Origin of the sequence: Pseudomonas sp. RIT623 (assembly GCF_004519305.1) — a bacterium.
Taxonomy (GTDB): Bacteria; Pseudomonadota; Gammaproteobacteria; order Pseudomonadales; family Pseudomonadaceae; genus Aquipseudomonas.
This window is the reverse complement of record NZ_SOZA01000038.1, coordinates 1-22,698: the sequence shown is the minus strand read 5'-3', so window position 1 is coordinate 22,698 and position 22,698 is coordinate 1. Positions and strand designations below refer to the sequence as shown.

At 64.7% G+C, this 22,698-nt stretch carries 20 protein-coding genes; 11 read left to right on the top strand and 9 right to left on the bottom strand.

Going from position 1 to position 22,698, the window contains the following annotated elements; all coding sequences use genetic code 11:
* The first annotated feature begins 91 nt into the window (after positions 1-91).
* Positions 92-655: a PadR family transcriptional regulator gene (locus tag E3U47_RS20655; RefSeq protein WP_134693463.1), complete on the top strand. Its 564-nt coding sequence runs from the start codon at positions 92-94 to the stop codon at positions 653-655.
* A complete protein-coding gene (locus E3U47_RS20650; protein WP_134693462.1) occupies positions 652-1,413 on the top strand; it encodes a siderophore-interacting protein in 762 nt (253 codons plus the stop codon). The genes E3U47_RS20655 and E3U47_RS20650 overlap by 4 nt, the downstream gene beginning before the upstream one ends.
* 135 nt (positions 1,414-1,548) lie before the next feature.
* Here the strand turns inward: E3U47_RS20650 and E3U47_RS20645 are convergent, their stop codons facing one another.
* Positions 1,549-2,181 carry a Pr6Pr family membrane protein gene (locus E3U47_RS20645; RefSeq protein ID WP_134693461.1) on the bottom strand — a complete coding sequence of 211 codons (633 nt, stop codon included), beginning with the start codon at positions 2,179-2,181 and terminating at the stop codon, positions 1,549-1,551.
* Positions 2,181-2,402, bottom strand: a complete 222-nt coding sequence (locus tag E3U47_RS20640; RefSeq protein WP_011532490.1) for a VF530 family DNA-binding protein — start codon at positions 2,400-2,402, stop codon at positions 2,181-2,183. Before E3U47_RS20640 ends, E3U47_RS20645 begins: the two co-directional genes overlap by 1 nt.
* Positions 2,403-2,592: 190 nt before the next feature.
* On the opposite strand from E3U47_RS20640, the gene E3U47_RS20635 reads away from it, so the two are divergent.
* The 7 genes from E3U47_RS20635 (at position 2,593) to cmoB (ending at position 13,682) form a co-directional block, all read left to right on the top strand.
* Positions 2,593-4,644, top strand: coding sequence for a TonB-dependent receptor (locus E3U47_RS20635; RefSeq protein ID WP_134693460.1), 2,052 nt, complete (start codon positions 2,593-2,595; stop codon positions 4,642-4,644).
* A gap of 259 nt (positions 4,645-4,903) precedes the next feature.
* Positions 4,904-6,250 (top strand): carbohydrate porin, encoded by a 1,347-nt coding sequence (locus E3U47_RS20630; RefSeq protein WP_134693459.1) that lies wholly within the window; start codon positions 4,904-4,906, stop codon positions 6,248-6,250.
* Between the two features lie 31 nt (positions 6,251-6,281).
* Positions 6,282-8,693, top strand: a complete 2,412-nt coding sequence (locus tag E3U47_RS20625; protein WP_134693458.1) for a glucose/quinate/shikimate family membrane-bound PQQ-dependent dehydrogenase — start codon at positions 6,282-6,284, stop codon at positions 8,691-8,693.
* 141 nt (positions 8,694-8,834) lie between these two features.
* Positions 8,835-11,255 carry an endopeptidase La gene (gene lon / locus E3U47_RS20620; protein WP_134693457.1) on the top strand — a complete coding sequence of 807 codons (2,421 nt, stop codon included), beginning with the start codon at positions 8,835-8,837 and terminating at the stop codon, positions 11,253-11,255.
* Positions 11,256-11,503: 248 nt separating this feature from the next.
* Positions 11,504-11,896 (top strand): protease inhibitor I42 family protein, encoded by a 393-nt coding sequence (locus tag E3U47_RS20615; protein ID WP_134693456.1) that lies wholly within the window; start codon positions 11,504-11,506, stop codon positions 11,894-11,896.
* An 89-nt stretch (positions 11,897-11,985) separates the two neighbouring features.
* Positions 11,986-12,729 (top strand): carboxy-S-adenosyl-L-methionine synthase CmoA, encoded by a 744-nt coding sequence (gene cmoA / locus E3U47_RS20610; RefSeq protein ID WP_134693455.1) that lies wholly within the window; start codon positions 11,986-11,988, stop codon positions 12,727-12,729.
* Entirely contained in the window at positions 12,726-13,682 is a 957-nt protein-coding gene (cmoB, locus tag E3U47_RS20605; protein ID WP_134693454.1) for a tRNA 5-methoxyuridine(34)/uridine 5-oxyacetic acid(34) synthase CmoB, read from the top strand. The genes cmoA and cmoB overlap by 4 nt, the downstream gene beginning before the upstream one ends.
* A gap of 68 nt (positions 13,683-13,750) precedes the next feature.
* On the opposite strand, the gene E3U47_RS20600 is transcribed toward cmoB, so the two are convergent.
* Entirely contained in the window at positions 13,751-13,954 is a 204-nt protein-coding gene (locus tag E3U47_RS20600) for a hypothetical protein (protein ID WP_134693453.1), read from the bottom strand.
* A 314-nt stretch (positions 13,955-14,268) separates the two neighbouring features.
* On the opposite strand from E3U47_RS20600, the gene E3U47_RS20595 reads away from it, so the two are divergent.
* Positions 14,269-14,943 carry a heavy metal response regulator transcription factor gene (locus E3U47_RS20595; protein WP_134693452.1) on the top strand — a complete coding sequence of 225 codons (675 nt, stop codon included), beginning with the start codon at positions 14,269-14,271 and terminating at the stop codon, positions 14,941-14,943.
* The gene (locus E3U47_RS20590) at positions 14,940-16,325 is read left to right on the top strand and encodes a heavy metal sensor histidine kinase (protein ID WP_134693451.1); all 1,386 of its coding nucleotides are present in this window, start codon (positions 14,940-14,942) and stop codon (positions 16,323-16,325) included. Before E3U47_RS20595 ends, E3U47_RS20590 begins: the two co-directional genes overlap by 4 nt.
* 75 nt (positions 16,326-16,400) lie before the next feature.
* Here the strand turns inward: E3U47_RS20590 and pdxJ are convergent, their stop codons facing one another.
* The 6 genes from pdxJ to lepA form a co-directional block, all read right to left on the bottom strand.
* Positions 16,401-17,123, bottom strand: coding sequence for a pyridoxine 5'-phosphate synthase (pdxJ, locus tag E3U47_RS20585; RefSeq protein WP_372239541.1), 723 nt, complete (start codon positions 17,121-17,123; stop codon positions 16,401-16,403).
* Positions 17,124-17,185: 62 nt separating this feature from the next.
* A complete protein-coding gene (gene recO / locus E3U47_RS20580; protein ID WP_134693449.1) occupies positions 17,186-17,869 on the bottom strand; it encodes a DNA repair protein RecO in 684 nt (227 codons plus the stop codon).
* Between the two features lie 177 nt (positions 17,870-18,046).
* Complete coding sequence (gene era / locus E3U47_RS20575) at positions 18,047-18,949, bottom strand: GTPase Era (protein ID WP_028690122.1); 903 nt, start codon at positions 18,947-18,949, stop codon at positions 18,047-18,049.
* The gene (rnc, locus tag E3U47_RS20570; RefSeq protein WP_134693448.1) at positions 18,942-19,631 is read right to left on the bottom strand and encodes a ribonuclease III; all 690 of its coding nucleotides are present in this window, start codon (positions 19,629-19,631) and stop codon (positions 18,942-18,944) included. The genes era and rnc overlap by 8 nt, the downstream gene beginning before the upstream one ends.
* A gap of 161 nt (positions 19,632-19,792) precedes the next feature.
* Positions 19,793-20,647 carry a signal peptidase I gene (gene lepB, locus E3U47_RS20565; RefSeq protein WP_134693447.1) on the bottom strand — a complete coding sequence of 285 codons (855 nt, stop codon included), beginning with the start codon at positions 20,645-20,647 and terminating at the stop codon, positions 19,793-19,795.
* Between the two features lie 5 nt (positions 20,648-20,652).
* Entirely contained in the window at positions 20,653-22,452 is a 1,800-nt protein-coding gene (gene lepA / locus E3U47_RS20560; RefSeq protein WP_134693446.1) for a translation elongation factor 4, read from the bottom strand.
* Between the last annotated feature and the right edge of the window lie 246 nt (positions 22,453-22,698).

The window sequence follows — 22,698 nt, the reverse complement described above, 5'->3', positions numbered from 1 at the left end:
TAGATAGTAATAACTCTTATTTAAGGGCTTGTATTGAGATATATCTTGAGTAATATCTTGCGATATATCTCACCACCAGGAGCCCTGCACCATGCGCGACCATGCCTCCCATGATTTTCACGCACGCCGCCACGGACGTGGCGAGCGCGAGCACAGCCGTGGCGAACGCGGCCCGCGGGTATTCGCCCCAGGCGACCTGAGACTGCTGATGCTGGCGATGCTCGCCGAGCAGCCCGGTCACGGCTACGACCTGATTCGCCAGATCGAAAGCCTCTTCGACGGTAGCTACAGCCCCAGCCCCGGTGTTATCTACCCGACCCTGAGCTACCTCGAGGAAGCCGAGCAGATCACCGGCGCCACCCAGGGCAGCAAGCGCCTCTACACCATCACAGACACCGGCCGTGCCGCGCTGACCGAACAGGCGACGGCGCTGGAAGGTGTGCGCATGCGCCTGGAAGTGAGCAAGCGCGCCCTGCGCGGCCACGACCGGCCGGCGCAAATCCATGAGGCCGTCGGCAACCTGCGCCACGCCCTGCACATGCACAACGGGCGCTGGACGCCCGACGAAATCGAGCGGGTACGCACCCTGCTCAACGACACCGCCAAGGCCATCGCCTCCGGGCCGGCCGCACCTGTTAAGGAAGACACCCCATGAGCGACACTATCCACCGCGTCAACCACGAGATCCGCCAGCGCCGCCTCGACGTGCTGCGGGTCACCGACATCACCCCGCGCATGCGCCGTATCACCCTCGGCGGCGCGGAGCTGACGGGCTTCACCAGCGTCGGCAGCGACGACCATGTCAAAGTGCTGTTCGCCCGTAACGAGCAAGAGCAAAAAGCCATCGAGGCCCGCAACCTGGGCCGCGACGGCGGTGCCCGGCCGACCATGCGCGAATACACGCCACGGCGCATCGACCTGGCGAACAACGAGCTGGACATCGACTTCGTGCTGCATGGCGACGGCCCCGCGTCCACCTGGGCGGCCCAGGCCACGCCCGGCCAGACCCTGGACATCGCCGGCCCGCGGGCCTCGATGGTGGTACCGGATATCTTCGACAGCTACCTGCTGATTGGCGACGAAACCGCAATTCCGGCCATTGCCCGGCGCCTCGAGGAACTGCCGGCGGGTCGCCAGGTGCTGGCGGTGATCCAGATTGAGGACGAACAGGAACGCCAACCGTTGCCGAGCAAGGCGCAAGTCGAGGTGATCTGGGTACGCCGGGACCAGGAAGATGTGTTGGATAAGGTCAAGCACCTGGCACTGCCCCAAGGCCGCCTGTATGGCTGGGTAGCGCTGGAAAAAGGCCTTACCCGCCAGGCCAAGGCATTGCTGCTGGAGAAAGGCATCCAGGAAGATGCATTGAAAGCGGTCGCCTACTGGCGTGCCGACGGTACCGCTGACGACGAGTGATCGCCCTGCGGCCATGCTCCGCGCGCCGGCAAGGCTGGCGCCTACAGCTCGCACACGGCGTAGGAGCCAGCCTTGCTGGCGAACCAGGCAACGCGGTGCCTGGCACCGGCCATGCCGGTGTTCGCCAGCCGGCGCCTACGCCCGCCGGCGTCCCAGCCAGCGGTCCACGCCCAGCAACACCGTTGCGATGCCCCAGAACCCCGCCAACACCGCCAGCGCGTTCACCATCACCTGTCCATAGCCCAACCGCGCCACATCCACGAACGGGTAGGGATACACCCCGATCTCATGCCCGCGCAGCAGCAAGAAGGCGAAGTACAACGCCGGGTACCATGCCCAGGCCGCCAGGTGCCAGAGCCGCAGTTGCCCCTTGGGCACCATGCGCCACCAATACACGACGAACAGCACCGGCATCACATCATGCAGCAGTTCGTCCGCCAGCCATTGCCAGCCCTGGGGCTGCCACAGGTGGCGCAGCAGCAAGCTGTAGGCCAGGGCGACCAAGACGATGCTGGCGGTGACGCAACCACTGATCGCTGGGGATAGAAACCAGCGCCGCGCCGCCGATTCACGGCCAAACGCGGCCTGGCTCAGCACCGTCGCCACCAGGGTATTGGTCAGCACCGTGAAAAAGCAGAACAGGTTGACCAGCCCGCCGATCAGGCTGGCCTGTTCCTGCCAGCGCGCCAGCAGCACCAGGTACAGCTGAATCGCCAACCCCACCCAGCCAAGGACCGCGGCGAGGGTCAACCAGGGCTGGCGCGGCATCAGCCTTTGCGCTGCAGCTTCACGTACAGCTGCTCGACCTTTTCCCTGGCCCATGGGGTTTTGCGCAGAAAAGTCAGGCTCGACTTGATGGTCGGATCGCTCTTGAAGCAACGGATATCGATGCGCTCGGCCAAGCCCTGCCACTGATAGTGCGCCACCAGCTCGGTGAGGATCTGCTCGAGGGTCTTGCCGTGCAGCGCGTTGTGTTGGGCCGTGCTCATGCCAATGCTCCAGGTTCGGGAAGGTGCGCACCTTACACGAGTGTAGTGGGGTAGTGGCATCTGCGGCCTGTACAACTGCGCTCCTACAGACAGCTATGCAGGCCACAAAGTACTGGCCAGCACCAAACAGCTTGTGATGAAATGTTATAAAGTAACCATTAACATTTCTGCCAAGGAACGCCACTTCCCCATGCGTCACATGCCGCTCCACCTCTCGCCCCTCGCCGTTGCGCTGTGGCTGGCCTCACCCGCCAGCCAGGCGGTCGAACTGCAACCCCAGGTAATCACCGCCAACCCCCTGGGCAACGCCCAACTGGCCGCGCCCAGTACCGTGCTCGAGGGCGATGCCCTGCTGCAGCAACAGCAAGGCAGCCTCGGTGAAACCCTCAACAAGCAACCCGGCGTCGCCTCCACCTGGTTCGGCCCCGGCGCCAGCCGCCCGGTGATTCGCGGCCTGGACGGCGATCGCATCCGTATCCTGCGCAATGGCGTCGGCGCCCTGGACGCCTCGTCGCTGTCCTATGACCATGCGGTGCCGCTGGACCCGGTCACCGTCGAGCGGGTCGAGATCGTTCGGGGTCCAGCCGCCCTGCTGTATGGCGGCAATGCCATTGGCGGTGTGGTCAACACCTTCGACAACCGCATCCCCGACTCACCCATCGAGGGGATCCACGGCGCTGGCGAACTGCGCTACGGCGGCGCCGACACCACCCGTAGCAGCGCCGGCAAGCTGGAAGCCGGCAATGGCGCCTTCGCCCTGCACCTGGACGCCAACAGCCGCCAGTTCAACGACCTGCGCATCCCCGGCTATGCGCGCAGCGCGAAGGTGCGCGATGCCGACGAACCTGGCCGCAAGCACCGCCTGGAAAACAGCGACGGCCGCCAGGACGGCGGCGCCATCGGCGGCGCTTACCACTGGGATCACGGTTATGCCGGGCTGTCCTACAGCCGCTACGACAGCAACTACGGCTCGGTGGCCGAACCCGGCGTGCGCCTGGACATGCAGCAGGATCACTATGGCTTCGCCTCGGAACTGCGCGACCTCGACGGCCCGTTCAGCTCGGTCAAGGTCGATGCCGGCTATACCGATTACCAGCACCGTGAGATCGAAAGCGGCGAAGTGCACACCACCTTCAAGAACAAGGGCTACGAAGCGCGTATCGAGGCCCGTCACCAGCCGCTGGGGCCAGTGGAAGGGGTGATCGGCGCCCAGGTCAGCCGCAACGAGTTTTCCGCCCTGGGCGAGGAAGCCTTCGTCCCGCACACCGACACCGACAGCCTGGCGCTGTTCCTGCTCGAGCAATGGCAGGCCACAGAGCGCCTGAACCTGAGCCTGGGCGCACGCCTGGAGCACACCCGTGTCGACCCCGACGCCAAGGGCAACGCCACCTTCGTCGGCGCCGACAGCGCCAGTAGCTTCAACGCTTTCAGCCTGTCGTCCGGTGCCGTCTACCAGCTCGACCCGGTATGGTCGCTGGCCGCCAACCTCGGCTACACCGAGCGCGCCCCGACCTTCTACGAGCTGTACGCCAACGGCGCCCACGTGGCCACCGGCGCCTATGAGATCGGCGACCCGAACCTGAACAAGGAAAAAGCCATTTCCACCGACCTGGCCCTGCGCTTCGACAACGGCACGCACAAGGGCAGTGTCGGCGTGTTCTACAGCCACTTTCGCAATTACATCGGCCTGATCGGCACCGGTAACCTGCGCGAGGGTCACGACCACGGCCATGATGATCACGATCATGACCATGAGCACGACCATGAGCACGGCGACATCCCCGAGTACGCCTACCAGGGCGTGCGCGCACGTTTCTATGGCATCGAGGCACAGGACCGCTGGCAGTTGCTGGAGAACCGCTACGGCAGCTTTGCCCTGGAGCTGTCCGGCGACTACACCCGGGCCAAGAACCTCGACAGCGGCGAACCGCTGCCGCGCATCGCCCCGCTACGCCTGAACAGCGGCCTGGTGTGGACGCTGGACCGCTGGCAGGCGCGGGTCGACGTGCAGCATGCCGCCGCGCAGCACCGCAAGCCGGCCAACGAGACCAGCACCGATGGCTACACCACCCTGGGGGCGAGCGTCGGCTACCGCTTCGACATCGGCCACAGCGAGTGGCTGGCGTTCGTGCGCGGCGAGAACCTCACCGACCAGACGGTGCGCTATGCCAGCTCGATCCTGCGCGATATCGCCCCGGCGCCGGGGCGCAGTGTGCAGGTGGGGCTGCGTACCAGCTTCTGATAGTCGCGGTCCTTTCGCCGGCAAGCCGGCTCCTACAGGCTGTGGGAGCGGGCTTGCTGCGCGATTGACTACATGACTGTTACCTCATCAGCAACAATCCCCTGCGACATTTTGTCTTTTTTTCTTACAACTTCCCCTATATCCTCCCCGCCGCAAGCTGAATCGCTTCACTCTCCATCCTTCGCAGCCATTTTACTTCGGGGCCCCACACCTCGTTGCGCTTGCCGTTAACTCAACAATCAAAAGATAGCGCTATCTCATGTTGCAACTGCCCAATACCCGATACACCGGCCTCGCCCTCGCCACCCTGCTCGGCGGCCTTGCCCCCACCACCAGCGCCCACGAGATGTTCGCCAAGGACTCGCCGTGGATGTTCGGCGACTGGGGAGGCACCCGCAGCGAACTGCTGGAAAAAGGCTACGATTTCACCCTCGGCTACACCGGCGAGATGGGCAGCAATCTGCACGGCGGCTACAGCCACGACCGCGCCGCACGCTACAGCGACCAGTTCACCTTCGGCGTGAACATGGACCTGCAGAAGATCCTCGGCTGGCACGACACCGAGTTCCAGCTCACCGTCACCGAGCGCCACGGCGACAACATCAGCAACGACCGCATCAACGACCCGCGGGTTGGCGGCTTCACCTCGGCCCAGGAAGTCTGGGGCCGTGGTGAGACGTGGCGGCTGACCCAGATGTGGATCAAGCAGAAATACTTCGACGGCGCGCTGGACGTGAAATTCGGCCGTTTCGGCGAAGGCGAGGACTTCAACAGCTTCCCCTGCGACTTCCAGAACCTGGCGTTCTGCGGTTCGCAGGTAGGCAACTGGGTCGGTGGCATCTGGTACAACTGGCCGGTCAGCCAATGGGCCCTGCGCGTGCGCTACAACCTCAACGAGCAGCTCTATGCCCAGGTCGGCGTATTCGAGCAGAACCCCTCCAACCTGGAGAGCGGCAACGGCTTCAAGCTCAGCGGCAGCGGCACCCGGGGCGCGGTGATGCCGGTGGAACTGGTATGGAGCCCACGGATCAATGACCTGAAAGGGGAATATCGCGCCGGCTACTACTACAGTAATGCCAAGGCACAAGATGTTCTCAAGGACAGCAACGGCCAGCCGGCCGCCATCAGTGGCGCCGCCTACCGCAGCAGCTCCAGCAAGCACGGCATGTGGTTCGGCGCCCAGCAGCAGGTGACTGCGCAGGCCTCCGACCAGTCGCGCGGCCTGAGCCTGTTCGCCAATGCCACGGTGCACGACAAGAAGACCAATGCCATCGACAACTATGTTCAGGCCGGTTTGGTTTACAAGGGGCCCTTCGACGCCCGCGCCAAGGACGACATCGGTTTCGCCCTGGCCCGCGTGCACGTCAACCCTGGCTATCGCAAAAACGCCCGCCTGCACAATCAGGTCGCCCAGCTGGACGACTACGACAATCCCGGCTACCTGCCGGTGCAGGACACCGAATACAGCGCCGAACTCTACTACGGCATCCACCTGGCCGACTGGCTCACCGTGCGCCCGAACCTGCAGTACATCCGCCATCCAGGCGGGGTGTCGCGGGTCGACGATGCATTGATCGGCGGCCTGAAGATCCAGAGCAGTTTCTAACCCAACCCTTCCATACGACGGAGAACAGACGATGAGCACTGACGGTGCCAAGAATGGAACCCGCTGGCTACCGCGCCTGATGGGCGTGTTGCTGCTACTGATGGGCCTGGCCTTGCTGGCCGGCGGCATCAAGCTGAGCCAGCTGGGTGGTTCGCTTTACTACCTGATCGCCGGTATCGGCTTCGCCCTGTCCGGCATCCTGCTGCTGGCCATGCGCCGCATCGCCCTGGGCCTGTACGGCCTGGTGCTGCTGGGCAGCACGGTCTGGGCGCTGCTGGAAGTCGGCCTGGACTGGTGGCAACTGGTGCCACGCCTGGCCATCTGGTTCGCCATCGGCGTGGTCCTGCTGCTGCCGTGGGCGCGTCGCCCACTGGTCGGTCCGGCCGCGAAGATCAATACCGCGCTGCTCAGCGTCGCCGTGGTCGCCTCTGGCGCCAGCGCCGTGGGCAGCCAGTTCACCCACCCGGGCGAAGTGTTCGGCGAGCTGGGCCGCGACAGCAGCGAGATGGCCAGCGCCGCGCCGTCGATGCCCGACGGCGAATGGCAGGCCTATGGGCGCACCGAGCACGGTGACCGCTACTCGCCGCTGCGCCAGATCACCCCGCAGAACGCCTACCGCCTGGAAGAAGCCTGGCGCATCCGCACCGGTGACTTGCCGACCGAAAACGACCCGGTGGAACTGACCAACCAGAACACCCCGCTGAAGGTCAACGGCATGCTCTACGCCTGCACCGCCCACAGCAAGGTACTGGCCCTGGACCCGGACACCGGCGCCGAGATCTGGCGCTTCGACCCGCAGGTCAAGAGCCCGGTAGGCACCTTCAAGGGCTTCGCCCACATGACCTGCCGCGGCGTCTCGTACTATGACGAGAACAATTACGTCAGCCGCGACGGCCGCCCCGCACCGAAGATCACCGACGCCGGCCAGGCAGTGGCCCAGGCTTGCCCACGCCGCCTCTACCTGCCCACCGCCGATGCCCGCCTGATCGCGATCAACGCCGACACCGGCAAGGTCTGCGAAGGTTTCGCCAACCAAGGCGTGATCGACCTGACCCGCGGCATCGGCCCATTCACCGCCGGTGGCTACTATTCCACCTCGCCGGCGGCGATCACCCGTGACCTGGTGATCATCGGCGGCCACGTCACCGACAACGAGTCGACCAACGAGCCGTCGGGTGTGATCCGCGCCTACGACGTGCACGACGGCCACCTGGTGTGGAACTGGGACAGCAACAACCCGGACGACACCAAGCCCCTGGCCGACGGCAAACAGTACAGCCGCAACTCAGCCAACATGTGGTCGATCGCCAGCGTTGACGAAGACCTCGGCATGATCTACCTGCCGCTGGGCAACCAGACCCCCGACCAGTGGGGCGCCGACCGCACCCCGGGTGCCGAGAAGTACAGCGCCGGCATTGTCGCCCTGGACCTGGCCACCGGCAAGGCACGCTGGAACTACCAGTTCACCCACCACGACCTGTGGGACATGGACGTCGGCAGCCAGCCGACCCTGGTCCACCTGAAGACCGACGACGGCGTCAAGCCGGCGGTCATCGTGCCGACCAAGCAGGGCAGCCTGTACGTGCTCGACCGCCGCGACGGCACGCCGATCGTGCCGATTCGCGAGATCCCGGTTCCGCAGGGCGCCGTCAAGGGTGACCACACCGCGCCGACCCAGGCTCGTTCCGACCTCAACCTGCTCGGCCCCGAGCTGACCGAACAGGCCATGTGGGGCGCCACGCCGTTCGACCAGATGCTCTGCCGCATCCAGTTCCGCAGCCTGCGCTACGAAGGCCAGTACACCCCGCCGTCCGAACAGGGCAGCCTGGTCTACCCGGGCAACGTTGGCGTGTTCAACTGGGGCAGCGTGTCGGTCGACCCGGTGCGTCAGCTGCTGTTCACCTCGCCGAACTACATGGCCTTCGTATCGAAGATGATCCCGCGTGAGCAGGTCGCCGAAGGCAGCAAGCGCGAAAGCGAGACCAGCGGCGTGCAGCCAAATACCGGCGCGCCGTACGCGGTGACCATGCACCCGTTCATGTCGCCAATCGGCATCCCGTGCCAGGCGCCAGCCTGGGGCTATGTGGCGGCCATCGACCTGTTCACCAACAAGGTGGTGTGGAAGCACAAGAACGGCACCACCCGTGACAGCACCCCGGTGCCGATCGGCATGCCGGTGGGCGTGCCGAGCATGGGCGGCTCGATCGTCACCGCCGGTGGCGTGGGCTTCCTCAGCGGCACCCTGGACCAGTACCTGCGCGCCTACGACACCAACAACGGCAAGGAGCTATGGAAAGCACGCCTGCCAGCGGGTGGCCAAGCCACGCCGATGAGCTACAGCGGCAAGGATGGCAAGCAGTACGTGCTGGTGACCGCCGGCGGCCATGGCTCGCTGGGCACCAAGATGGGCGACTACATCATCGCTTACAAATTGGCTGAGTAAGTTTTAAGCCACAAGCTGCAAGAGAAAGCGAGGTCTGCAAGGCCTCGCTTTTTTCTTGCAGCTTGAAGCTTGCAGCTTGCAGCTTGAAACCCAATCCCCCCCGCCCCATCTAAGCACCATAGCCATTCACGCAGGTGCCCCATGAGCGACCAGCAGGATTTCCCGGAACACCCCGACGAACACAGCGAAGTCGAACACCTCGATCCAGCGGCCGAGCCCGGCCACCACCTCGCCCTGCCCGGCCAGCAACTGCCGGACAAGGTCTACGTGATCCCGATCCACAACCGCCCGTTCTTCCCCGCGCAAGTACTGCCGGTGATCGTCAACGAAGAACCCTGGGCCGAAACCCTCGACCTCGTCGCCAAGACCCCGCACCATTCCCTGGCGCTGTTCTTCATGGACACCCCGGCCGAAGACCACCGTCACTTCGACACCCAGTCCCTGCCCGAGTACGGCACCCTGGTGAAGGTGCACCATGCCAGCCGCGAAGGCGGCAAGCTGCAGTTCGTCGCCCAGGGCCTGACCCGGGTACGCATCCGCACCTGGCTCAAGCACCACCGGCCGCCCTACCTGGTCGAAGTCGAGTACCCGCGCCAGCCCGCCGAGCCCACCGACGAGGTGAAGGCCTACGGCATGGCCCTGATCAACGCGATCAAGGAGCTGCTGCCGCTCAACCCGCTGTACAGCGAAGAGTTGAAGAACTACCTCAACCGCTTCAGCCCCAACGACCCGTCGCCGCTCACCGACTTCGCCGCCGCGCTCACCTCGGCCACCGGCAACCAGTTGCAGGAAGTGCTCGACTGCGTGCCCATGCTCAAGCGCATGGAGAAGGTGCTGCCGATGCTGCGCAAGGAGGTCGAGGTCGCTCGCTTGCAGAACGAGATTTCCGCGGAAGTTAACCGGCAAATTGGCGAACATCAGCGCGAGTTCTTCCTCAAGGAGCAGCTCAAGGTCATCCAGCAGGAACTCGGCCTGACCAAGGACGACCGCAGCGCCGACCTGGAGCAGTTCGAGCAGCGTCTGCAAGGCAAGACCCTGCCCGAGCAGGCGCAAAAGCGCATCGACGAAGAAATGGCCAAGCTGGCGATCCTCGAGACCGGCTCGCCCGAGTACGCCGTTACCCGCAATTACCTCGAATGGGCCACCGCCCTGCCCTGGGGCGTGTACGGCAAGGACAAGCTCGACCTCAAGCACGCGCGCAAGGTGCTCGACCGCCACCACGCCGGGCTCGACGACATCAAGGAACGCATCCTCGAGTTTCTCGCCGTCGGCGCCTGGAAGGGCGAGATCAGCGGCTCCATCGTGCTGCTGGTGGGCCCGCCCGGGGTGGGCAAGACCAGCATCGGCAAGTCCATCGCCGAATCCCTTGGCCGGCCGTTCTACCGCTTCAGTGTCGGCGGTATGCGCGACGAGGCCGAGATCAAGGGCCACCGCCGCACCTACATCGGCGCCCAGCCAGGCAAGCTGGTGCAGGCGCTGAAGGAGGTCGAGGTGATGAACCCGGTGATCATGCTCGACGAGATCGACAAGATGGGCCAGAGCTACCAGGGCGATCCGGCTTCGGCGTTGCTGGAAACCCTTGACCCCGAACAGAACGTCGACTTCCTCGACCACTACCTGGACCTGCGCCTGGACCTGTCCAAGGTCTTGTTCGTCTGCACCGCCAACACCCTCGACTCGATCCCAGGCCCGTTGCTCGACCGCATGGAGGTGATCCGCCTGTCCGGCTATATCACCGAAGAGAAGCTGGCCATCGCCAAACGCCACCTGTGGCCCAAGCAACTGGACAAGGCCGGCGTGGCCAAGACCAGCCTGAGCATCAACGACGCAGCCCTGCGCGCGGTAATCGAGGGCTATGCCCGCGAGGCTGGCGTACGCCAGCTGGAAAAACAGCTGGGCAAGCTGGTACGCAAATCGGTGGTCAAGCTGCTGGAAGACCCACAGGCCAAGCTCAAGATCGCCGCCAAGGACCTCGAGCCCGCCCTGGGCATGCCGGTGTTCCGCAGCGAGCAAGTGCTGGCCGGCAAGGGCGTGATCACCGGCCTTGCCTGGACCAGCATGGGCGGCGCCACCCTGCCGATCGAGGCCACGCACATCCATAGCCTGAACCGCGGCCTCAAGCTCACCGGGCAGTTGGGTGACGTGATGAAGGAATCGGCAGAGATCGCCTACAGCTACATCAGCTCGAACCTCAAGCAGTTCGGTGGCACGCCCGGCTACTTCAACGAGGCGTTCATCCATCTGCATGTGCCCGAGGGCGCCACGCCCAAGGATGGCCCCAGCGCCGGGGTGACCATGGCCAGCGCCCTGTTGTCCCTGGCCCGTGACCAGGCACCGAAGAAAGGCGTGGCCATGACCGGTGAGCTGACCCTGACCGGTCAGGTACTGCCGATCGGCGGGGTGCGCGAGAAGGTGATCGCCGCGCGGCGGCAAAAGATCTTCGAACTGATCCTGCCGGAGGCCAACCGTGGCGATTTCGAAGAGCTGCCCGACTACCTGAAGGAAGGGCTGAGCGTGCATTTTGCCAAACGCTTCGCCGACGTGGCGAAAGTGCTGTTCTGATCGCCCTGCCGGATGCGCCTGAGGGTTTGCACATCTCCCTGTAGGAGCGGCCTTGTGTCGCGAAAGGGCCGCAAAGCGGCCCCGGCTATCTAGCAGTGAGCCAGAGATCCTGGGGGCGCTTCGCACCCCTTTCGCGACACAAGGCCGCTCCTGCAGGAATCGCGCGTGGCAATAGGGCGCCACCACTGCCATCACAAACTTTCACCGGCTTCGGTTATCCTCAGGCCATTCCAGCTTCAGGAGCCAACATGTCCCTCCCTCGCCTGCTCGTTCCCGCCGCCCTGGCCCTGCTCGCCGCCTGCACCCAGCAACCGCAACGCACTGTCGAACTGGACGGCGAAAGCGAGTGCCCCAAGCACCTGGTCGTCGGCCAGACCATGACCCTCACCCTGCCCAGCAACCCCACCACCGGCTACCGCTGGCTGGTGCAGAACCCGGCTTCGGAGATCCTGCGCAGCCTTGGCCCCGAGCTATACAGCTCGCCGGAGCAAGCCGGCATCGTCGGCAGCGGCGGCCTGTCCAGCTGGCGCTTCCAGGCCAAGAGCGCCGGTGAGGGCCACCTGATCCTGGTCTACCAGCAGCCCTGGGCGCCGGAAGTACGTCCGGTACAGACCTTCGATTGCGCCATTCGGGTCAACTGAGCGAACGGCATCGGTCAGCCAGTCATGCAAGCTTGCCGTGGTTTGGCTAGAATGCCGCCCCTGTAGATTGCCAGCCGCCTGGACCCACCGTGAGCAAACAACCCGACCGCCTATTCGCCCAACCCCTGGAGCAGGTGCCCGACTTCGTCTTCAACGAAGACGTGGTGCAGGTGTTCCCGGACATGATCAAGCGCTCGGTACCCGGTTACCCGACCATCGTCGAGAACCTCGGCGTGCTGGCCGCGCGCTTCGCCCAGCCGGGCTCGGCACTGTACGACCTCGGCGCCTCGCTGGGCGCGGTGACCCAGGCGCTGCGCCGCCATGTGCGTACGGACGGTTGCCAAGTAATCGCGGTGGACAACTCCGCGGCCATGGTCGAGCGCTGCCGCCAGTACCTCACCGCCCAGGACTCGATGTTCCAGGAACTGCTGCCGGTGCAGGTGCTGGAGGCCGATATTCTCGCCCTGCCCTTCGAGCCGGCCTCGGTGGTGGCGATGAACTTCACCCTGCAGTTCGTTGCCCCCGAGCAGCGCCTGGAACTGCTTGGCCGCATCCGCCAGGCACTTTTGCCGGGCGGCGCGTTGATTCTCTCGGAAAAACTGCGCTTCACCGACGCCCAGGAGCAGGAACTGCTCAACGAACTGCACCTGGACTTCAAGCGTGCCAATGGCTACAGCGAACTGGAAATTGCCCAGAAGCGCAGCGCCATCGAGAACGTAATGAAACCCGACACCCTGCAAACCCATGAAGCGCGCCTGCGCGCCGCCGGCTACTCCAAGGTCGTGCCCTGGTTCCAATGCCTCAACTTCGCCTCGCTGATAGCCCTGCCATGATCGATTTGTCTCCCCTCGTCCGCCGCCTGGCGGGCACCCCCCTTGCCACCTGGTCCCAGGGCCTGCAGGCGCAACTCGAAGCCAAGCTGGAAAAGGGCCATGGCGACCTCGATCGCTGGCGCGGCGCCCTCGACGCCTTGCCGCGGCTGACGCCCAGCGAAGTCGACCTGGTCGACGGCCTGCGCCTGGACTGCCCCTGCGACGACGCCACCCGGGCGCAGATGCGCCAGGCACTGATGGGCTTGTCGCCCTGGCGCAAGGGCCCGTTTGAGCTGTTCGGCGTGCATGTCGATACCGAATGGCGCTCGGATTGGAAATGGTCGCGGGTCGCCCCGCACCTGGACCTCAAGGGCAAGCGCGTGCTCGACGTTGGCTGCGGCAATGGCTACTACCAGTGGCGCATGCTCGGTGCCGGCGCCGACATGGTCATCGGCGTCGACCCCAACTGGTTGTTCTTCTGCCAGTTCCAGGCGGTGCAGCAGTACCTGCCGGATTTGCCCGCGTGGCACCTGCCGTTCGCCCTCGAAGAGCTGCCGGCCAACCTCGAAGGTTTCGACACCGTGTTCTCCATGGGCGTGTTCTACCACCGCCGCTCGCCCATCGAGCATTTGCTGGCGCTCAAGGACTGCCTGGTCAAGGGTGGCGAACTGGTACTGGAAACCCTGGTGATCGAGGGCGACGAAAACCAGGTGCTGGTACCCGAAGACCGCTACGCACAGATGCGCAATGTGTGGTTCCTGCCCTCGGTGCCGGCGCTGGCACGCTGGTTGCGCCGCGCCGGCTTCAGCGATGTGCGCTGCGTCGATGTCAGTGTCACCAGCGTCGAGGAACAACGCAGCACCGAGTGGATGCGCTACCAGTCGCTGGGCGATTTCCTCGATCCGGCCGACCACGCCAAGACCATCGAAGGCCTGCCGGCCCCGCGCCGCGCCACGCTGCTGGCACGCAAATAAAAAAAGGCGCCCGCTGGGGCGCCTGAAGCCACCTGCGCCGTGGAGCTGTCGCGGCGCAGGGGTGTGACTCAATCCTTGGCCAGCTCGCGGGCCTTCTCTTCGGACTTGCGCTCGCGCTCGGCCAGCGCTTGCTGCTTGTCGCCATGCAGGCGCGCCTGATCATCGCGGAACGCTTGCCAGAACTGCTTGGAGCGCTCGGCGCCACCCTCGGCGAAAACGCTGGTGCTGCCCAGGGCGAGAATCGCCAACAGCAGGTACTTGGTCAGGTTCATCGTGCTTGCCTCGTGATAACCGTATCGACAGGGCCAGCATGCCAAGGCGCAGCTAACAGCAACGTGAGCCAGACATTACAGTGCTGCAAGGTCAGGCGCATTCGCCAGCCAGGCTGGCTCCTACAGTGTTGCCGCCGATAGCAGGAGCCAGCCTGGCTGGCGAACGCGGCGGGCCTGTCACCCAGATGACCCCCACATTACAAATACGCAATCCCCGCCGCTTGCCCATTCGCATCCAGTAACATCCTCAGCGCTTGACCCTGATGTCACTACAGGGTCGAGAATCGCCCCCTTTCATCGAACCGAGCCCGAGCATGCGCCTACTGATCATCGAGGACGAACCCCGCACCGCCGACTACCTGCAGCAAGGCCTGCGCGAGAACGGCTATGTGGTCGACTGCGCCCAGACCGGCACCGACGGCCTGCACCTGGCCCGCCAGCAGGCCTATGACCTGGTGATCCTCGACGTCAACCTGCCCGAGCTGGACGGCTGGGGCGTGCTGCAACGCCTGCGCGCCGAGTCCTCCACGCGGATCATGATGCTCACCGCCCACGGCCGCCTGGCCGACCGGGTCAAGGGCCTGGACCTGGGCGCCGACGATTACCTGCTCAAGCCGTTCGAGTTCCCCGAGCTACTGGCGCGTATCCGCAGCCTGCTAAGGCGCAACGACCAACGCCTGCAACCCAGCACGCTGAAAGTCGCCGACCTCGAGCTCGATCCTGGCCGCCACCGCGCCTGGCGCGGCGGCCAGCGCATCGACCTGACCGCCAAGGAGTTCGCCCTGCTGCACCTGCTGATGCGCCAGAACGGCGAGGTGTTGTCACGCACGCAGATCATCTCGCTGGTGTGGGACATGAATTTCGACTGCGACACCAACGTGGTGGAAGTGTCGATCCGCCGCCTGCGGGCGAAGATCGACGACCCGTTCGAGGACAAGCTGATCCACACACTGCGCGGTGTCGGCTATGTGCTCGAGGCCCGCGTGTGAAACGCGCGAGCCTGTCGCTGCGCCTGGGCCTGACCGTCACCTTGATGGGCGCGACGCTGGTGCTGCTGCTCGCCACCCTAGCGGTGTTCGCCCTCGACCACGAGCTGGACAGCCGCGCGCGCAAGGACCTGGCGCGCAAGATGCAACAGGTCGAGCACAACCTGCGGGTCGACCTGCGCAGCGACGACCTCGGCGCCCGCGCCCACCCGTTGCTCGACCTGGTCATGGGCCATGACAACCTCAGCCTCAGCGTGCTGGCGGTCAGCGGTCGCCACCCGGCCTTGCTCAGCCTGGGCCCGGCGTTGCAGTCGCAGCACCTGCTGGCCCTGGACGCCGACAGCCGGCTGACCTTTCACGCCTGGCGCGACGGCGACGACAACCAGATCCTCACCGCCAGCCGCCTGATGCGCCTGCGCGACGACACCCCGGTCAAGGTGCTGATGTCGCTCAATCGCAGCGACGACAACAGCCTGTTGCAGGCCTACCTGCACTCGACGCTGCTGGCCCTGCCGCTGTTGCTGCTGCTGATCGGCATCGCCGCCTGGAAGCTGGTGCAACGCGGCTTGCGGCCCCTGCGCCATTTTCGCCGGATCGCCGGGCAGGTCTCGGCTCACGACCTCACCCACCGCCTGCCCGACAGCGGCCTGCCGGCGGAGCTGGCCGAGCTGGCCCGGGCCATCAACGTGATGCTCGACCGCCTCGACCAAGGCGTGCGCCAGCTGTCGCAGTTTTCCGATGACCTGGCCCATGAACTGCGCACGCCGATCGGCAACCTGATGGGCAAGGCCCAGGTCACCCTGGCCCGCGAGCGCGATGGCGACAAGTACCGCGAGGCGCTGGAAGACAGCGTCGAGGAACTGACCCGGCTCAGCCGCATCATCAACGACATGCTGTTCCTCGCCCAGGTCAGCCAGCCACAAACCCAGGTGGCACTGCTGCCAGTGACGCTGGCCGAAGAGGTGGCCCGGGTCAGTGAGCTGTTCGCCTGCAGCGCCGAACTCAAGGGGATCTCCCTGCACCTGCAAGGCTGGGGCACGGCGCTGGCCGACAAGCTGATGTTCCAGCGCGCCCTGTCCAACCTGCTGAGCAACGCGATACGCCATGGGGCGCAAGGCAAGCCGGTGGCCGTTGGCATCGAGCGACAAGGCAACGAGATGGCCGTATGGGTGGAGAACCAGGGTACGGGAATCGGCGAGGCGCACCTGCCCCACCTGTTCGAGCGCTTCTACCGGGCAGGCGCCGGGCGCTCAAGGCTGGAGGGAGGAACCGGGCTGGGGCTGGCGATCGTGAAATCGATCATGCAGTTGCATGGCGGACGCGTCGAGGTGAGCAGCCAGGCCGCTGGGCCAACGCGGTTTACCCTGATCTTCAAGGCCGAATGACAGCATCGCGGGACAAGCCCGTACCCACAAGGCGCAAACCTGTGCTTGTGGGAGTGGGCTTGCCCCGCGACTGGATTAACGCGAGGCCGCGACGATCAGCGCTTTCATCTCGGCCACCGCGGCCTTGAAGCCGACGAACAGCGCGTGGGCCACCAGCGCATGGCCGATGTTCAGCTCGTTGATGCCCTTGATTGCCGCCACGGCTTCGACGTTATGGTAGTGCAGGCCATGACCGGCATTGACGATCAGGCCCTGGCCAACACCAAACGCCACGCCATCAATGATGCGCTTGAGCTCCTCGGCAACCTCGGTCGGCGTCTCGGCATCGGCGTAACGGCCAGTGTGCAACTCGATGGCCGGAGCGCCAACACGGCGCGAGGCCTCGATCTGCCGTTGGTCGGCGTCGATGAACAGCGACACCTCGGCACCGGTGCGCGACAGGCGTTCGACCGCTGCCTTGATCCGCGCCTCCTGGCCAGCGACGTCGAGGCCGCCTTCGGTGGTCAGTTCCTGGCGGGTTTCCGGCACCAGGCAGATGTGCGCCGGACGAATCTTCTCGGCGAACGCCATCATTTCTTCGGTGACGCCCATCTCGAAGTTCATGCGGGTCTGCAGCACGTCCTTGAGCAACAGCACGTCGCGCTCCTGGATATGCCGACGGTCTTCGCGCAAGTGCACGGTGATGCCGTCGGCACCCGCTTCCTCGGCGTCCAGGGCGGCCTTGACCGGGTCCGGATAGCGGGTACCGCGGGCCTGGCGCAGGGTCGCCACGTGGTCGATGTTGACGCCGAGAAGCATGCGGTTGCTGTGAGTCACGAAGGGGCACTCCTGAGGGTTGAGGCCGACAGCATACGTGCTGATCAGCGCTTGCGAAACAGTTCCCGACTGACCAGTGGCTTAGGCCCCAGGTGCACCGCCAGGGCCTGGCGCATCAGGCGCTTGGCGGCAAGCAAGGCACCGGGTGCCTCCCACTCGGCCTGGGCCAGGGCCAGCAGCTCGGCCCCTTTGAACAGGCCGGGCTGGAACAGCTCGACGCGCTCAAGGCCTGCGTCCACCTGCAAGCGGTACAAGCCATCGCCAACCACCGGCAGGCCGTTGGCATCGTGATCCAGGGCGAAGGCATAGCCCAGCTCGTCCAGCAGGCGCCATTCGAACGAGCGCAGCAGCGGCTCCAGCGGCCGGCCGGCGGCCAGGGCCTGAAGAGTCAGGGTGTAGTGCTCGAACAGCGCCGGATGCGGCGCCTCGGCGGGCAGCAGGCGCATCAGCAGTTCGTTGAGGTAGAGGCCGCTGAACAGCGCGTCGCCGTGCAGCCAGGCAGCGATACCGATGCTTTCCAGGCGCCCGACGTTCTTCAACTCGCCACGCCCACGCAGCTCGACTTCCAGCGGCACGAACGGCCGCACCAGGCTGCCACCCTTGCCCCGTGCCCGGCGCAGCACCGCCCGCACTCGCCCCTGGGGGGTGAGGAAGTCCACCAGGGCGCTGGTTTCCTTGTAGGCGCGGCTGTGCAGCACGTAGGCAGGTCGGGGGGTGGGTTGGTCCATGGGTATCACTCAGACCGAAAGCGTCGCAAGCCCTGTAGGAGCGGCCTTGTGTCGCGAAAGGGCTGCAAGGCAGCCCCAGCAACTGCGTATCGACGCTGAAATTTCGCGGCCGCTGCGCGGCCCTTTTCGCGACACAAGGCCGCTCCTACAGGGAGAGCAGATTCGCTCGGGACAGGCTTACAGGTCGCCGTAACCCAGCGAGCGCAGGGCGCGTTCGTCGTCGGACCAGCCGCCCTTGACCTTCACCCACAGGTTGAGCATGACCTTGGAGTCGAACAGCACTTCCATGTCCTTGCGCGCCTCGGAACCGATGCGCTTGATGCGCTCGCCCTTGTCGCCAATGATGATCTTCTTCTGCCCGTCACGCTCGACCAGGATCAGCGCATGGATGTGCAGCACATGACCCTGCTGCTTGAACTCCTCGATCTCCACGGTGATCTGGTACGGCAGCTCGGCACCGAGCTGACGCATGATCTTCTCGCGCACCAGCTCGGCGGCGAGGAAACGGCTGCTGCGGTCGGTGATCTGGTCTTCCGGGAAGAAGTGCTCGTTTTCCGGCAGGTGCTTGGCGATCTGGGCCTCCAGCGCTTCGAGGTTATGCCCCTGCTGCGCGGAGATCGGCATCACTTCGGCGTTCGGCAGTTGTTCCTGCAGCCATTGCAGATGAGGGATCAGCTCGGCTTTCTCTTCCATGCGGTCGGTCTTGTTCACCGCGATGATCAGCGGGCCGGTCACGTACTGCACACGCTCGAGCACCAACTGGTCCTCGTCGGTCCATTTGGTACGGTCGACCACGAAAATGACCACGTCGACGTCCTTCAGGGCCGCCGAGGCGTTACGGTTCATGTAGCGGTTCAGGGCCTTGTCGTTGGCCTTGTGCATGCCGGGGGTGTCGACGTAGATCGCCTGCACGTCACCCTCGGTCTTGATGCCGAGCATGTTGTGGCGAGTGGTCTGCGGCTTGCGCGAGGTGATCGCCAGCTTCTGCCCGAGGATGTGGTTGAGCAGCGTGGACTTGCCCACGTTGGGGCGACCGACGATGGCGACATAGCCGCAGCGGGTCGAAGTGTTCTCAGTCATTGCCATTCTCCACGCCCAGGGCGATCAATGCGGCGGCGGCGGCGACCTGCTCGGCGATACGCCGGCTGACGCCCTGCCCACGGCTTTTCTTGTTCAGCAGCACCACTTCGCATTCGACGAAGAAGGTCCGGCAGTGCGGTTCGCCCTGGATATCCACCACTTCGTAGCGCGGCAGGTCGCAGGCACGCGACTGCAGGAATTCCTGCAGGCGGGTCTTGGGGTCTTTGTTGGTGTCGACGAGCGTGAGACCGTCGAACTCGTCGGTCAGCCAGGCGAGGATGCGCTCGCGGGCGGTCTGCATGTCGGCGTCCTGGTAGATCGCACCGATCAGCGCCTCGAGGGCGTCGGCAAGGATCGACTCGCGACGGAAACCACCGCTCTTGAGCTCGCCCGAGCCAAGGCGCAGGTACTCGCCCAAATCGAAGCCACGGGCCAGGCGGGCCAGGGTCTCACCCTTGACCAGACGCGCGCGCAGGCGCGACAACTGGCCTTCACGGGCCTGCGGGAAGCGCTCGAACAGCGCCTCGCCGACCACGAAATTGAGGATCGCATCGCCGAGGAACTCCAGGCGCTCGTTATTGCGCCCGGCATAGCTGCGATGGGTCAGGGCCAGCAGCATCTGGTCCTGGTTCTTGAATGTGTAGCCGAGCTTGCGCTCCAGGCGATCGAGGGAAGCACTCATGGGGCCACCCCGGCAATGTTCAACGCGTTGTTCAAATCAACATCCTGAAAGACGGTTTGACTGTGGTCCTGCGCCGGCAACGGCGAAAGCCCTCGCTCCCTGAGAACACAGCCTATGTCATAAATGCAAGCGGCGCCGTCCGTGGACAGCGCCGTCGTTACTCAATGGATCAGCCCGACCCGCGACAGGTTCGGGAAGTGGCTGAGTTTCGGCTCCGGCCAGCTCATCCAGACCGCGAAAGCCTTGCCGACGATATTGCGGTCCGGAACCATGCCGTGCAGTTCCTTGGGAATGTTCGGATCATCCCAGAAACGGCTGTCGTTGGAGTTGTCGCGGTTGTCACCCATCATGAAGTAGTGACCAACCGGCACGGTCCATTGCTGGTCCGGCGGCATGCGGTAGCGGGTCATTTCCTTGCGGATCAGGTGCTCGGCCTCACCGAGTTTCTCCTTGTACAGCTCGGCGCTGCCCAGCGTGCCCGGTTCGCTGCCGACCAACTGCTCGGCAATCGCCTGGCCGTTGACGTACAGGCGCTTGTCGCTGGTGTAGCGGATCACGTCGCCCGGCAAGCCAACCACACGCTTGATGTAGTTGACGTTCGGGTCGCTGGGGTAGCGGAACACCATCACATCGCCGCGCTGCGGATCGCCGACCTCGATGACCTTCTTGTCGATCACCGGCAAGCGGATGCCGTAGGAGAACTTGTTCACCAGGATGAAGTCGCCCACTTCCAGCGTCGGCTTCATCGAACCCGACGGGATCTGGAACGGCTCCACCAGGAACGAGCGCAGCACCAGCACGATGAACAGCACCGGGAAGAACGACTTGCCGTATTCAACCAGCAAGGGCTCCTTGTTCAGGCGTTCGACCACGGCCAGTTCGGGCTGGCTGACGCTGCCCTGGTAGTTGGCGATCGCCGCCCGCCGGCGCGGGGCCAGGAACAGCAGGTCGAGCAGACCCAACAGACCGCAGACGGCAACGGCGATGACGAGCAACAGCGGGAAATTTAGCGACATAGGACCTAGCTATCCAACCTGAGCACGGCGAGGAAGGCTTCCTGTGGAATCTCCACGTTACCTACCTGCTTCATGCGTTTCTTACCGGCCTTCTGCTTCTCCAGCAGTTTCTTCTTACGGCTGACGTCACCACCGTAGCACTTGGCCAGTACGTTCTTTCTGAGCGCCTTGACAGTCGTCCGCGCGATGATCTGGCCGCCAATGGCTGCCTGGATCGCCACGTCGAACATCTGCCGAGGGATCAGTTCCTTCATCTTTTCGGTCAACGCACGGCCTTTGTAGGCGGCGTTGTCGCGGTGCACGATCAGGGCCAGGGCATCGACCTTGTCGCCGTTGATCAACACGTCCAGCTTGACCAGGTTGGCCGACTGGTAGCGGTCGAAATGATAGTCCAGCGACGCGTAACCGCGGCTGGTGGATTTGAGACGGTCGAAGAAGTCCAGCACCACCTCGTTCATCGGCATGTCGTAACGCACCTGCACCTGGCTGCCGAGGAACTGCATGTCGCGCTGCACGCCACGCTTCTCGATGCACAGGGTGATGACGTTACCCAGGTGCTCCTGCGGCACCAGGATGGTCGCGGTGACGATCGGCTCGCGGAAGTCGGTGACGGACGAGACGTCCGGCAGCTTCGATGGGTTGTCGACGACGATGGTTTCGCCGGTCTTGAGCTCGAGCTCGTAGATCACGCTTGGCGCGGTGGTGATCAGGTCCAGGTCGTATTCGCGCTCCAGGCGCTCCTGGATGATCTCCATGTGCAGCATGCCGAGGAAACCGCAACGGAAGCCGAAGCCCAGGGCGTCGGAGCTTTCCGGCATGTATTGCAGCGACGAATCGTTCAGGGTCAGCTTCTGCAGGGCATCGCGGAAGTCCTCGAAATCGTCGGAGCTGACCGGGAACAGGCCGGCGTAGACCTGCGGCTGGATCTTCTTGAAGCCCGGCAGCACTTCGACTTCCGGGGTGTTCGACAGCGTCAGGGTGTCGCCCACCGGCGCGCCGTGAATGTCCTTGATGCTGGCGATGATGAAGCCTACTTCACCGGCCTTGAGGTCGGCGGTCTGGGTGTGTTTCGGGGTGAACACACCGACGCTGTCGACCAGGTGCACCTTGCCGGTGGACTTGACCAGGATCTTGTCGCCTTTCTTGACACGGCCGTGGCGCACGCGCACCAGCGAGACCACGCCCAGGTAGTTGTCGAACCAGGAGTCGATGATCAGCGCTTGCAGCGGCGCGTCGATATCACCCTCTGGCGCGGGAATGGTCTGCACCAGGCGCTCGAGCACCTCGTCCACGCCCATGCCGCTCTTGGCGCTGCAGGCCACGGCGTCGGTGGCGTCGATGCCGATGATCTTCTCGATCTCGTCCTTGACGCGGTCCGGGTCGGCCTGGGGCAGGTCCATCTTGTTCAGCACCGGCATGACTTCCAGGCCCTGCTCGATGGCGGTGTAGCAGTTGGCCACGGACTGGGCCTCGACGCCTTGACCTGCGTCGACCACCAGCAGCGCGCCTTCACAGGCCGCCAGCGAACGCGAGACTTCGTAGGTGAAGTCGACGTGGCCGGGGGTGTCGATGAAGTTCAGCTGGTAGACCTTGCCGTCCTGCGCCTTGTAGTTGAGCGTGACGCTGTGGGCCTTGATGGTGATGCCGCGTTCGCGCTCCAGGTCCATGGAGTCGAGGACCTGGGCTTCCATTTCGCGCGCCGACAGGCCACCGCACATCTGGATGAAACGGTCGGCCAGCGTCGACTTGCCATGGTCGATGTGGGCGATGATGGAGAAATTGCGGATATGACTCAAATCACTCACGGGTCAACACTCGAAAAGGCTGCGAGCCGGACGCCCGCCGAAAAATAGCCGGGAATTGTACCTCAAGCTGCGGGGATATGGGAGATTCCTCTATCAGCGGGCATCAGCGATCCGGAGGCTGGGCTGATAGCGCCAGTACCGGCCTGTTCGCCGGCAAGCCGGCTCCTACAGGGCCCCGCGATGAGGCACAGACCCTGTAGGAGCCGGCTTGCCGGCGAACAGGCCAACACACGCCCCCACGAATCT

Coding starts and splice junctions, on each gene's coding strand:
- E3U47_RS20600 (WP_134693453.1), bottom strand. CDS start 13,954: ATGAACCTGACCAAGTACCTGCTGTTGGCGATTCTCGCCCTGGGCAGC.
- E3U47_RS20595 (WP_134693452.1), top strand. CDS start 14,269: ATGCGCCTACTGATCATCGAGGACGAACCCCGCACCGCCGACTACCTG.
- E3U47_RS20650 (WP_134693462.1), top strand. CDS start 652: ATGAGCGACACTATCCACCGCGTCAACCACGAGATCCGCCAGCGCCGC.
- E3U47_RS20615 (WP_134693456.1), top strand. CDS start 11,504: ATGTCCCTCCCTCGCCTGCTCGTTCCCGCCGCCCTGGCCCTGCTCGCC.
- cmoB (WP_134693454.1), top strand. CDS start 12,726: ATGATCGATTTGTCTCCCCTCGTCCGCCGCCTGGCGGGCACCCCCCTT.
- E3U47_RS20655 (WP_134693463.1), top strand. CDS start 92: ATGCGCGACCATGCCTCCCATGATTTTCACGCACGCCGCCACGGACGT.
- lepB (WP_134693447.1), bottom strand. CDS start 20,647: ATGTCGCTAAATTTCCCGCTGTTGCTCGTCATCGCCGTTGCCGTCTGC.
- E3U47_RS20635 (WP_134693460.1), top strand. CDS start 2,593: ATGCGTCACATGCCGCTCCACCTCTCGCCCCTCGCCGTTGCGCTGTGG.
- rnc (WP_134693448.1), bottom strand. CDS start 19,631: ATGAGTGCTTCCCTCGATCGCCTGGAGCGCAAGCTCGGCTACACATTC.
- E3U47_RS20625 (WP_134693458.1), top strand. CDS start 6,282: ATGAGCACTGACGGTGCCAAGAATGGAACCCGCTGGCTACCGCGCCTG.
- E3U47_RS20640 (WP_011532490.1), bottom strand. CDS start 2,402: ATGAGCACGGCCCAACACAACGCGCTGCACGGCAAGACCCTCGAGCAG.
- lon (WP_134693457.1), top strand. CDS start 8,835: ATGAGCGACCAGCAGGATTTCCCGGAACACCCCGACGAACACAGCGAA.
- era (WP_028690122.1), bottom strand. CDS start 18,949: ATGACTGAGAACACTTCGACCCGCTGCGGCTATGTCGCCATCGTCGGT.
- E3U47_RS20630 (WP_134693459.1), top strand. CDS start 4,904: ATGTTGCAACTGCCCAATACCCGATACACCGGCCTCGCCCTCGCCACC.
- recO (WP_134693449.1), bottom strand. CDS start 17,869: ATGGACCAACCCACCCCCCGACCTGCCTACGTGCTGCACAGCCGCGCC.
- pdxJ (WP_372239541.1), bottom strand. CDS start 17,123: ATGCTTCTCGGCGTCAACATCGACCACGTGGCGACCCTGCGCCAGGCC.
- E3U47_RS20645 (WP_134693461.1), bottom strand. CDS start 2,181: ATGCCGCGCCAGCCCTGGTTGACCCTCGCCGCGGTCCTTGGCTGGGTG.